The 12,418-nt window shown below is 32.9% G+C and carries 6 protein-coding genes and 6 pseudogenes; 2 read left to right on the forward strand and 10 right to left on the reverse strand.

The features are described from left to right. A pseudogene (locus ACP3VS_RS23525) lies at positions 1-203 on the forward strand (IS110 family transposase); the annotation flags it as partial. 291 nt (positions 204-494) lie between these two features. Here ACP3VS_RS23525 and ACP3VS_RS23530 read toward each other — a convergent pair. Continuing rightward, positions 495-650 carry a hypothetical protein gene (locus tag ACP3VS_RS23530; protein ID WP_207890114.1) on the reverse strand — a complete coding sequence of 52 codons (156 nt, stop codon included), beginning with the start codon at positions 648-650 and terminating at the stop codon, positions 495-497. Positions 651-911: 261 nt separating this feature from the next. Here ACP3VS_RS23530 and ACP3VS_RS23535 point away from each other — a divergent pair. Beyond that, positions 912-2,046: pseudogene (locus ACP3VS_RS23535) on the forward strand (helix-turn-helix domain-containing protein); the annotation flags it as partial. 102 nt (positions 2,047-2,148) lie between these two features. Here ACP3VS_RS23535 and ACP3VS_RS23540 read toward each other — a convergent pair. From ACP3VS_RS23540 to ACP3VS_RS23580, 9 genes and pseudogenes are all read right to left on the reverse strand, one after another. Continuing rightward, positions 2,149-2,471 (reverse strand): annotated as a pseudogene (locus tag ACP3VS_RS23540) (transposase); the annotation flags it as partial. 193 nt (positions 2,472-2,664) lie between these two features. Further along, positions 2,665-4,124, reverse strand: a pseudogene (locus ACP3VS_RS23545) (IS1182 family transposase). A gap of 170 nt (positions 4,125-4,294) precedes the next feature. Further along, positions 4,295-4,771 (reverse strand): annotated as a pseudogene (gene tnpA, locus ACP3VS_RS23550) (IS200/IS605 family transposase). Between the two features lie 478 nt (positions 4,772-5,249). Continuing rightward, positions 5,250-5,699 (reverse strand): hypothetical protein, encoded by a 450-nt coding sequence (locus tag ACP3VS_RS23555; protein ID WP_207889927.1) that lies wholly within the window; start codon positions 5,697-5,699, stop codon positions 5,250-5,252. Positions 5,700-5,751: 52 nt separating this feature from the next. After that, positions 5,752-7,215 (reverse strand): phosphatidylinositol-specific phospholipase C domain-containing protein, encoded by a 1,464-nt coding sequence (locus ACP3VS_RS23560; protein ID WP_207889926.1) that lies wholly within the window; start codon positions 7,213-7,215, stop codon positions 5,752-5,754. Positions 7,216-8,003: 788 nt separating this feature from the next. Continuing rightward, the gene (locus ACP3VS_RS23565; protein ID WP_207889925.1) at positions 8,004-8,534 is read right to left on the reverse strand and encodes an ABC transporter permease; all 531 of its coding nucleotides are present in this window, start codon (positions 8,532-8,534) and stop codon (positions 8,004-8,006) included. Between the two features lie 383 nt (positions 8,535-8,917). Then, positions 8,918-9,565 (reverse strand): annotated as a pseudogene (locus tag ACP3VS_RS23570) (IS3 family transposase). 135 nt (positions 9,566-9,700) lie between these two features. After that, a complete protein-coding gene (locus ACP3VS_RS23575) occupies positions 9,701-10,696 on the reverse strand; it encodes an ETX/MTX2 family pore-forming toxin (RefSeq protein ID WP_426390180.1) in 996 nt (331 codons plus the stop codon). 906 nt (positions 10,697-11,602) lie between these two features. After that, positions 11,603-12,418, reverse strand: an 816-nt coding sequence (locus ACP3VS_RS23580) for an SDR family oxidoreductase (RefSeq protein WP_426390181.1), incomplete at its 5' end; no start/stop codon positions are given.

Consider the following 12,418-nt stretch of genomic DNA (forward strand, 5'->3'; position numbering starts at 1 on the left):
TTATATTTTATGGTGTGCGCCATGCTTATGGCTAAAGGAAAACCGAATCATTTTGTGGACTATTACTACAAATTAAACTGAGGAAGCCTCATAAGGTTGCGATCATCGCCTGCATCAATAAGTTTCTAAAAGTGACATTTCAGTTACTGACGCGTGGCATTCTTTACGATTATGAGTCCGCACTACTAGCTCAGAAATCGTAATACCTACATAGAACTATATCATAATGACCTTTGGAAAAAAATAAAAATCGTCAGGTCTTTTTGGTGTTTCTAAAAATGAGTGTTAGTGGTGAGGGATATCCCTCACCACTAACACTCATAAAAATATAAATTATTCTTTAAATAAGGTTGACTAATCGTAAGAAAGAGGCTAGGACATAACTAGCTTCAATAAATGGGAAGTCCTAATTTGAATGAATCAAATTAGGACTTCTCTATTTTTATGTTGTCTCCATACCTACAGGCTGTGAACTTTCTTAAATTCACGGCCAGTTATGCGAGCCCCATTTCGTTTCCTACCCTCAACTTTCCTCGTACAGAATATCGAGTGAAACGCAAATTAGCCTTCAAGAATCCAAGAACTGGTTCCACATCAATTTTGCGTTGACGATAAATGGTACTCGTAAAACGATCATAACTGGTATTCATCTATTTACCTTACCTCCTTTTCCAAATTTAATATATTTTTAGAAAAAAATTATTCCTACTTTTGTAAAACTTCATTATAAAACCTATAAATATAGTGGCCCGAGTTATTCGTTTGGACATCCTTTATCAATTGTTATTTCATACCCAAATAGCTTTCGTTCGTTACTTATTTAAAATAACTGAACCATTTCTGTAAGTGATACGCTCCCCATTAAGTAAACAGATTAAAAAATAAAATCTGTTTGTTTAGGGAGGTTTTTTATGAGAAAATACAGCTTTTCAAAAGAAGAAAAATTAGAAATTCTAAATTTCTATGAAAATAGCCATTTCACTCTTAATGAGGTGGCCGAGTTGTATAAAGTTGATTCTAGAACAATCAAAGATTGGCAAAATAATTACTTGTTTTTTTGGAGAGTAAAGTCTTAATAGAAGTGAAAATCATAATACATATCCGAAAGAAATAAAGCTATCCGCTGTTCAAGACTATATTTCAGGAAGTTATTCATTAAGAGAAACTGTTAGAAAATATAGACTTTCTGGCACATCCGTTTTGCGAAATTGGATTAAAAAGTATACTAGTCATAGTGAATTAAGAGATTAGAGTAAAGGAATGAGCCAAACTATGACTAAAGGTAGAAAAACAACAGTATAGGAGCGCATTGAAATAGTACAAGCTTGTATTGCCAATGAAAAGAATTATCAAGTAACAGCTGAACAATATGCGATATCTTACCAACAAGTATATCAATGGGTAAAAAAATTCGAAAAATCCGGGGAATTAGGTTTACAAGATCTCCGTGGCCGTTCAAAATTAGAAGAAGAGTTAAACACTGAAGAAAAGTTTCATTTAGAAATCCAACGTATGGAACGCGAAAATGAACAATTACGTGCAGAAAATCTCTTCTTAAAAAAGTTAGAGGAAATCGAAAGGAGGCGACGTTAAGTAAAAGTCGTATACATAACCGTTATATTGTCATTCAAGAACGAGCAGCGAAGGAAGCATTGCCAATCATTTTATTATGTGAAATTGCCGGTGTTACACGTGCTGCTTATTAGTTGAACCGTCAACCATCAGCACGAGAAATCGAGAATGAACAGCTTCTAGAATCAATTCAGTCCTTTATGCACAAGTAGATGGGATTTTGGATATCGACGCATCACACTTACAATCAATCGCCATTGACAAAAAGTAGATTTAACGATGGTAAATAAAAAGCGTATTTATCGTTTGATGAAAATTGCTTTTTGGAATACGCTCAAATGCGAAAAATACTATTTAAATAAATATGATACATATGAAGTACTTAAAAAAGCAATTGTAGGATACATTTCGTTTTATAATTCAGATCGCTACCAAGAAAAATTATACGGCTTGAGTCCTTTAGAATTCGAGGCCATTGAAAAACTTGCGTTTATTATAAATAAATTCGTTTTGGAAAAAATTAGGGCGCTTCTTGTTCAATTTGACAGGAAACGCCCTAATTTTTTCACCTATTAATTACCCTTTTCCATTCAGAAGCTTTAAGATTCTTTTTAGATTGACAGCGAATATCGTCGTTGCTCCCTGAATTTGCATGCCAAATAAACCCGCAGCCGATGCTTGATCGTACCCGTGTTTATTTTTTAACTCACTATTTTTTGCTTCGATTTTATAACGTTCTCGAGCTAAGCGTTTAAATTCTTCTGTTTCTTGAAAAGCTTATTGGTCTAAATGTTCTTCTGATTTAATGGCAACAGAATAGGTCTTAGTTTTTGCACCCTAAAACATCCTTCTCGGAGTGGACAGACCTTACATTTTTCAATGTCAAAAAAATAAACCATTCTTGCACTTGCTCTGGGTGAACTGTACCCCATCAAGTAGACAGTGGAAATAATAAAAAATGTATTAAGCGGCTTGAGTCCTGAATTCTAAAAGGGCACTGAAAAACTTGCGTTTTTTATAAATAAATTCGTTATAGAGAAAGATAGGGCGCTTCTTGTTCAATTTTGAACAGGAAACGCCCTAATTTATTACCTATTTATACCCTTTTCCATTCAGAAGCTTCAAGATTCTTTTTAGATTGACAGCGAATATCGTCGTTGCTCCCTGAATTTGCATGCCAAATGAACCCGCAGCCGATGCTTGATCGTACCCGTGTTTATTTTTTAACTCACTATTTTTTGCTTCGATTTTATAACGTTCTCGAGCTAAGCGTTTAAATTCTTCTGTTTCTTGAAACGCTTGTTGGTCTAAATGTTCCTCTGATTTAATGGCAACAGAATAGGTTTTAGTTTTTGCACCTTCTTTAAAACATCCTTCTCGGAGTGGACAGACCTTACATTTTTCAATGTCAAAAAAATAAACCATTCTTGCACTTGCTCCTGGATGCGAATCTTGTTTTTTACTTTTTCTATTTGCTAAATGTCCTGCTGGACATACAAATAAACCTGCATCTTTATTAAAGTCAAATCCTTTTCCGTTTCCTCGCCCATTTTGAGTAATCATTGGATTTAACTTAGAAATCAGTTGAATGTTTTGTTCTTTTGTATAAAGTAAATTGTTTTTCCCTGAATAAGCCGTGTTAGCGATGACTGTTTTAACTTCTATTCCTGTTACTTTACTTTTTTCAATCAGATCTTGTAGATAATGTCCATCTGATTTTTCACCTGTTGTAACGACTGCTGCTGTAATTATACGTTCATCACTAATTGCTACATGTGTTTTATAACCAAAGAAAGAACTGTCTGCTGTTTTCTGTCCTACTCGTGCATCGGTGTCTGTTGAATAATTTAGATGTTCTTGCGTATCTTCTACAGCTTCTTTTAACACGTTCAATTTTTCCTTTACAGCTGGTAGATGCGCGATTTGAGGTTTATTTTCAATAATGGCAATCAATCTTTCACAGTAAGTTAATTCATCTTTTACTTCGTTAGAAGTATTCTTCTTTGGAAATTTTTCTTTCATGGATTTATCAACTTGATACACTCTTTGCGGGTAAATTTTGATTTTTCTTGTAAAAATTCTTTCTGTGATTTTTGATTATAACGTGCTTTGGTATGTGTTGCGTCCACAATGTTTGTTTTACTTTTGATAATGTTCTTTTCGAGTGCGATTTCAACTGTTTTTGAGCATATCTAATAAACTTACATTTTGAAGACGAAGTCTTCGGAATTTTGTGAGTGAACTTGAATCAATCACATCATCTTCTGGCGCCATACCTAAAAAATACTTGAAAGACATGTCATATTTTGAACGTTCGACAAGGTCTACATCAGATACATTAAAAATGGCTTTTAACAATAAGTACTTAAACATTCGAATCGGAGGAATCGCATTCTTCCATTGTCTAAACAATATTTTGTTTTCAATTCTTCTAAAATGAATGAGAAATCCACTAGTTCGTTAATTTGACGAAGTATATTATCTTTTGGCACGACAATATCGTAAATGGCCATATATGGACTTAAGTTGAAAGTCTCTTGGTTTGAAATTATTGGGAACACCACCTGCATTTAGTCACTCAATTATAAATTAATCAGAACCACAAGTCTAACTGGTGGTTTGCTCTACGTGTGAAACGCTGGGGTACTGGCCCATGTCTAAAGACACACTGAAAGGTCCGCCAACCGCACTCCGTTTTCACGCTACCACTAAAGTGGTTTTATCATTTTTGCTTTTTTGCTTTTATTTCTTCTCCTGTAAATGGATCAATGAATTCTTTCATGGTCATTTGATCCTCAAGAATATCCTCTTGTAATTGATTTTTTATATATTCCTGAATGATTTTTCTGTTTCTTCCTACTGTATCTACATAATATCCGCGACACCAAAACTTCCTGTTTCCATATTTGTATTTTAGGTTCGCATGTCAATCGAATATCATTAAACTACTTTTCCCTTTCAAATAACCCACAAACGATGAAACACTTAATTTGGGTGGGATACTTACCAACATATGAATATGATCAGGACATGCTGTTGCTTCAATAATTTCTACTCCTTTTCTTTCACATAACTGGCGAAGAATTCTACCTACATCTACTTTAATTTGTCCATAAATAATCTGCCTTCTATATTTTGGCGCAAAGACGATGTGATACTTACAATTCCATGTTGTATGTGCTAAACTTTTATTATCCATTTGGATCCCCTTTCGTACGAAGTCGGTTGACCAGACCTGAATTCATTGCACGGCTGGTTTTTTTTCTTGTCCATAGCTAGAAGCTCTTTAGAACCCCTCGCATAGCAAGGGGTTTTCAAAAGATACAAAAAAGGCGAGGTATTCGACGATTCAATCGTCGAATACCTCGCTAAGTGGAACCAGATGAAGTTTTTCAGTGGCCTCTTAGAATTCAGAGCTCAAGCCGTTTAATACATTTTTTATTATTTCCATTGTCTACTTGACAGGGTGCAGCATTCCAATGGCGTTCATGTTTATTTCATATGGATAATTCACTATTATACACATAGAAAAGCACCACAGTCTGGTTTCTATATTTTTACATAAATCGGAAAAATATTTTTGTAGTCATATTGAGGGGAATTATTATACATTTGATAGTAAGTATATTCTAGGTTTTGGTTATAAAGGTATTGTATTGAGAATAATAAATATCAATTTAACTTTGATTATATGCACTACTAGTATTTCCATTGCATATATTATCATAATTTTGATTATAATTTTTTTCGTAGCCTTCATTATATGAGTCATTAGCATATGGATTGTACGTGCCATCTTCGTTCGGATAGTAGTCAATGTATTCTTGTGTATACGTATCGCTATCTACATGATCATACATTTTATTTGTATGATTCTCTACATATCCTCGTATACATGTCTCTCCTTGATTTTCTAAGTACGCTGTGTTGTCATTCATCGTTGTTTCTATACTAATTCCATTTAAATTAGTATAGACTTCATTCCCATTATGTTTTCTCCAGCATAGAAAGGACATATTTTTATCTTCTACAACACAAACGTATTTACCTTTCCCTTCTAATTTCGCTCCAGAATATACATAGATACTATCACCTTCATTGAAATTTAAAAATTGACGTTTGCACATAGTACATCCTCCTGTCTTTCGAATAATTTAATTTATGAAAAATGAAAATATACTATGGTCTTTCTAATCTAAATATTTGCTGATTAGAATTAAAAAAAGGATAAACAACAACATTTGTTCTGTTTCCTGTGTTACCACCACTTATATGCAAAACTAAATCCCTGTTTCTGAAATTTCTAAATACATATCCTCTCTGGTGTGTTTCCAAAATCCAATGCTGGCTATCAAAATTTGAAAAAGGATAACCAAACACATTATTAGTTCTAGGAGAATCAGCCGATAGAACTAAATTATGAAATTGTGAATTCCGTATCACATATGCTCCTCTTTGGGAGTCATAACTAAAATCCCAATGTGCATTTCTTTGGTTTACATCTTCCCATAAATGCACATTGCGGTCTCCTGTATTACTAGATAAATCTATAAGACTTTTGTTATTTAGAAGGGTGACAATTTTATAAGTACCAAACAAAATATCCTTTGGTCGAGTATTTAAATTAATTGTATTTTGGATTAAACCACTTCCAGGAAAATCTGCTGCAATAATGCCAGTATGAGTAATACTTCCGCTCACAATTCTTCTTGTGGTTAAGAGATTTGTCCCGCCCCGATAAATTAATCTATTATGATCTCGAGGCCAATCACTGAATTGAGAAGATTGATTAAATGGTATAACTTCCTCTAGTTCACTACCGTTGTTTCTAAACCAATAACCACTAGCTATCTTCCATGGAGGAGGGTTCCGTAGTCCACCATTCCCACTTAAATGATTTATGTGTATACGATTTCTATTATTCATAGCGTTATTAAAATGATTTCGAATATATATCCATTTTTGATACATAGCAGGTGTACTGGTAACATTCCACATATCTTGTATACTCAAATCTGCATATCTAATACCAAACATTGGTGGTTGAAATTGTTGTAAAAGAATGATTTTCCCTCTTGTTTCTCCTAATGTTGGATTAGTACTCCCAGTGGGATTCCAAAATATATCTTGATACCTGTTATGATAAGCTGCAAAAGTCGCTTCAAAACTTCTTGTATTTCCTGTGGGATTATATTCTTGCTGTACCCTCATCAAGATAGTTTCACCTGGATTATTTCGTAAAAAAGTTCTAATTGGATCTAAAACACCAGTGTCAAACCAGGCATGTTGAAAAGCAGCCCCATGATGTATAGCAAATAAATTATGATAATGTCTACAACGGATGTCTATATAACGAATACCTGCATTTAGTTGTGTTGTGAGATTTGCAGTTTGATTTATAACATAGTCACTTATAAGGTTTAATGGACTATGTAGTGCCATAGATCCATGGGTTCCTGGTATAGATAATTCACTAATTCGAATTGAATTATCTAGCGAAGACATCCAACGAGGATTGTGAGCAGTTAGATTTGAGTTGAAATTAACACCGCCTCGATCTAGTGCTGTTCTTCCATAAAAGTCAGGACCATTAAATATTCTAGATGGTCTTGGTCCACCAAAAAATAAATCAATTTCTTCCATAAAATACCCCCGTTAACATTATAATACCTGCTATGTTATTGTAATAGAGAAAGACGTAACCTTGTAAAACTTAATATTCATTTTATCTATATTTTCTATTATTTTTGTAAGTTACTCTCTAAGGAAAAGAAATTCCAAAACAATCTTTACCAAGATTACTCGGGCTTCATGGTTTCTCAATAACAAGTGAAATGTAAGCAAAATAATGTTTTTTTATTAGTGTGCCATGAACATGTTACCGCATTTTTTCTCAAGCGCGAGAAAAAGGAATAGCTATCATCGATAAAATGCGCTACTACTAAACAAAACAGTTCATTTTTCTTGTTCTAACTGTAGCGTAAATCGTCAGGTGGATTTGAATTTGATTTTTTTATAAGTATTAATATCATCCGACAAATTTTTTTCCTCCTATGGTTTAACAAAAATTAATACATAATATTAAAGTGAGAATATTAATATTTCATAGATAAAAAAGTTGTTTATCACATCCTTTACTGCCCAATCATTTAAAAACCGCATAGAAAAAATGATTTTCGTGCACACTTTTCCATATTTACCAAATAACTTCCAATATTTTTGCTGTTCGAAATTGAACAGCAAGCGACCTACCTTTCTCTAAGAATAATTTATTTATATAGAAAGCAATTTTTTCAGTGCCCACTTAGAATTTAGAGCTCAAGCCGATTATACATTTTTTGTTATTTCCTCTATTCACTTGGCGGGGGACAGTTCACTTGGTCTATTTGTTGGATTAAGTTCTAAAAAGGCGGATATTTGTTTGGATATTGTTATCCAGAAAGAAACTGAAAGTTACCTTTAATCTCCACATATTGACAAGCTTCCTTAATAGGTGTCATCTGTATGTCACAAACGACTACATTATGACAGTTCAGTTGTATATGTGGCAAACTGTCCACACTACAGTTCAATATTAAATCTACACACACACTACTTTGACAACTAATAGCAATTTCTTTAATATGTGATTTTGTCGAACATCCTTTTTGTTCACAAATTGGTTTTACAACTATATTAGCAATAAATGGGATACATCCTTTTGCTTTTAAAACGTGTAAATCCACTTCTGCATTACCACAGTCATCTACTTGAACTGTTTTGCGACATTTTTCTTCTACCGTGGCTATACAACCCAAATGATACATTATTTTAGGTTGATAATTCGGAATCACTTCAAATCCATTTGGAATAGAAATGACGCAACAAAACGAGATTTTATGGGCTTCTTTACCAACACTTTGATGCAATAATTCTTCCTGTGAAGTATGACGTTCTTCAAAACGATCATGATTGGTATTCATCTGATTTCCCTTACCTCCTTTTCCAAATTTAATATATTTTTAGAAAAAAAATTATTCCTATTTTTTGTAAAAATTCATTATAAAAACTATAAATATGGTGGCCCGAGTTCTGTGTTTGGACATCCTTTATCAATTGTTATTTCATACCCAAATAGCTTTCATTCTTTAGAAGAGAATTGAGAATTTTGAAAGTTAATCAATTTCTCACTCGATTTTCTGTACGAGGAAAACCAAAGGTTGATAAGGAACTGGTCTTAATATTAATGACCATGCATCCTTAAATTCAGCAAGCTAAAGATAATATAAAAAACTTTGTTAAAAAAGCAACAAGGGAAATCGAACAGCGTTACTGAACCCCATAAGTGAGACAGTCTTAAAAAACATCACCCAACCCGTTTCCGATAATTAATTGGAGACAGGTTGTTTAATTTCAATTGAATTCGAGTAATGTTATAATAATTTATATAACCTCTTACGGTTTGATCTACAATGGCAGTTGTAGTTCGAGATAAATCGTTTTTGCTTTGAGTGTCGCATGAAAAGATTCAATTGGGGCATTATCAGCGGGCATTTCTTTAAGGGACATGCTCATGATAATGCCCTTTGCTTTGATTGCTTGTTGGTACCCCCCTTTAATCCGTTTGGATTCTTGATGCCTTCAATAATACGTAGATTTAGGGACATTCAATATTGCACATAGTTCTTGAACCGTTACTTGTCCAACCACTTCCTCTCCAATTCGGCATACTTTTTTAAAACCTCGACGATTTGTTGCTTTAAGAATTTATTTTCTATCTCCAACTGTTCGATAGCTGAAAGAACATCTGGACCTTTCCCAAAAGTATATTGCTTTCCCACAGGTTGATTGAAACGATGCAATTCACCTTCTTATACCAACGTGTCCATGTTTCTATTTGAGTGTCATTAAGAATATTTAATTCTTCTAATATCACCTTTGTACGAATACCTTGTAACTTCATTTCAACAACTTTTAATTTTACTTTTTGCGGATAACTCACTCTCGTTTCCATAAAAATAAGCACCTCCAATTGATATTAGGATACATTATCCTAAATTCAATTGAAGATGCTTTTTTGTTTTGTTTAACCCGAAGGGGTCAGTTCAAGCATCGAATTCCCCTTATTTGTTGAAAATCAGCTGTAATTTTATAAATCAATACTTCTTGAATCTACTAACTTAATATTATTTTTATCTGTTATATCATATGTTTTCACATTTAATTTAGCTCCATATACTCCTTCAAAAGAGCCTTTACCCTCTACAACAACATAAGTTGCACCCAAAAAAGGAATAATCACTACTCCGTCATTTTCAACCTCTTTTTTTTGACTATCGGATAGTCCATCATAGTGTTTGTATAGAGGATCATTAAATGTAAATTGCTTAATTTCTTGCATTCCCATCCATCCAGTATAAGAACCTGTTGTTTTAATTGTATTTATAGGGTGTGGATTGTGAAGGTTCCTCCCATAAAATTTCACTGTCCCTTTGTAAGTCCTTTGGCTATATTCTACTACTGATTTATAAATTTTATTCGGTGGCACTTTAACAGGCTGTGATGGCACTTCTAAAGTGTAAGTTTTACTTAAAGTATTGGTGTTTGTACTACCCGAATTATATTCTAAGTTAATTTTACCCCCTTCGTTCAATATTAATGGTATTAAGAAATCGCGACCAACATTAATCTTAAATCCTTTTGAAACACTAGTTGATGTTGATTCGGTGTATGTTTCACTAAATTTAGAAGTATTATAGCTTTGTTCTTGATCTGTATTATTCTCAAATACGTTTTCTCCTAAAAATTTTGGGATTGTTGAATCGTAATACAAGCTTTCAATTTCTTCTCCAGAAATTGATAAATCTATTTCAGAGGAAATTGAATCAGGATTTTTTCGTAACTGAAAGTTATGTTTAACTCCTATAGAATTTGGTGCCTCATACCAAGTCAAGGATAAATTTCTTTGATAATAATAATTCCCTATCTTCTCGAGTACTTGATTAACGTTTGTAATACCAATAGTTTTCTCTTGAATACTATTTGATTCTGCATAAGTTTGGCTAGGTTTTATAGTCGTTGTACCTCCTAAAGTTATAAATACCATTCCAATTATTAGCGCATTTCTTAACTTTTTACTTCGCATATCACTTTCCCCTTCCAAAGAAAAATTTATTTATAATTAGAATAGTATTTATATTCATATTTTTTTGCAAGTACAGATAGAATATACCTTTATAACGTATTTTAAGTATAATAAGGAATATAAAATTGAATATAATACTTTTAAATAGCCACTTAAACAATATTTATACATAATTTAAAGTTTATATCTTACTACTATAACCATACAAATTTCACATTTACACACACCTCCTATTTGCTAAAGTGTCTTGCTGGACATACAAATAAACACGCCTCTTTATAAAAGTCAAATCTTTTTTCGTTTTGCTCTCCCCTTCCCCTAAATAAGACTTGTCAGCGATGCTTTTCAACTTCCAATCCTTGTTCTTTACTTTTTTAGTTAGCTTTTGTAGGTAATGTCCATCTGATTTTCACAGTAAGTTAATTAATCTTTTACTTCGTTAGAAGTAATTTTCTTTGGAAATTTTTTCTTTCATAGTTTAACAAATTACACACTGCTTTGCAGATAGATTTCCTTTTCTTGTGAAAGTTATTGCAGTGACTTTTAGTGATAACGTACTTGGTTATGTGTTGCGTCCAGAAAATATGTCACATTTTTAACGTCGGCCAGGTCAAAATCATATATATGAAAAAAATGATCTTTAACAATAAGAACTTAAACATTCAAATTTGAGGATCATTAATTTGTTGAAGGATATTATCGTTATGCACGACAATATCCTAAATAGTCATATATGGAAGTATCTCGATTATAAATGTAAAAGGCGAGGTATGGTCGATTGAATCGTCCTATACCTCGCTAAAGTGAATTAGATAAAGTTTTTCAGTACCCTCGTAAATTACCTAACTAATGCCATCCAATTAGCTGCCTAATTTTCTCTTGTATACAACTAATTTTAACTATCTCTTAAATCTTAGTATACTCTGTGCTTATGGAGAAAAAACCAATGCGATATCCATAATCCACCAAATTAGATACAAACTTGGCATTAGGTAATTCACATAATACACCAACTTCTTGTAAAAAGCGTTGAGTATCTTTACATGTTGGGATTGATAAGGAATTTTTAGCTGTTTCCTCTAGTAAAGGCACTATTAATTCTAAAGCATACTTTTGTTTTTCAGACAATGTATTGTCTTTAAAAAGATTCATAAACTGTTCAGTATTTACAATTTTTATAGGATGACCCATCTGTATCACATAATCAATAAACTGTTTCCATTCCAATTGAACAGGATTAATAATATGGAAAGTTTCTCCTTCCGTTTCCTTTGTACATACAAGTTGTACAATTGCTTTACTCCCAAAATCAATTGGTACTAAATCGATACACGTACGAATGTCTGGCGCCATTTTTAGTAATAAGATAGCTTTTATTAAACGATAAAAAGCATTTTCCTCTATATTTTCTTGAAATCTCCCGTCAAGTGTATGCCCTACTAGGTTTCCTACGCGATACACTGTGGCTGATACACCTTCTTTTATAGCTTTCCTTACTAATTTTTCTGCTAAAAATTTACTTTCTACGTACACATTATCTAGCTGTTGTCCCCTGTCAAAGTCCCTTTCATAAAACAAGATTTTCTCATTATCATGAGGGGTATGTCCAGAAATACTTATTGTTGAAATATAATGAAAGCGTGCCCTTGCTTCTTTACTCATGTCTATTAAGTATTGAGTTGATTTCACATTGACTCGGATAAAATGTTCTCTGTCGCCATA

The sequence above is a fragment of the Lysinibacillus sp. VIII_CA genome, from assembly GCF_049943995.1.
Classification (GTDB): domain Bacteria; phylum Bacillota; class Bacilli; order Bacillales_A; family Planococcaceae; genus Lysinibacillus; species Lysinibacillus pinottii.

Excerpts from the sequence above, each read along its gene's own strand:
- ACP3VS_RS23555 (WP_207889927.1), bottom strand. The coding sequence starts at position 5,699 with ATGTGCAAACGTCAATTTTTAAATTTCAATGAAGGTGATAGTATCTAT.
- ACP3VS_RS23560 (WP_207889926.1), bottom strand. The coding sequence starts at position 7,215 with ATGGAAGAAATTGATTTATTTTTTGGTGGACCAAGACCATCTAGAATA.
- ACP3VS_RS23575 (WP_426390180.1), bottom strand. The coding sequence starts at position 10,696 with ATGCGAAGTAAAAAGTTAAGAAATGCGCTAATAATTGGAATGGTATTT.
- ACP3VS_RS23530 (WP_207890114.1), bottom strand. The coding sequence starts at position 650 with ATGAATACCAGTTATGATCGTTTTACGAGTACCATTTATCGTCAACGC.
- ACP3VS_RS23565 (WP_207889925.1), bottom strand. The coding sequence starts at position 8,534 with ATGAATACCAATCATGATCGTTTTGAAGAACGTCATACTTCACAGGAA.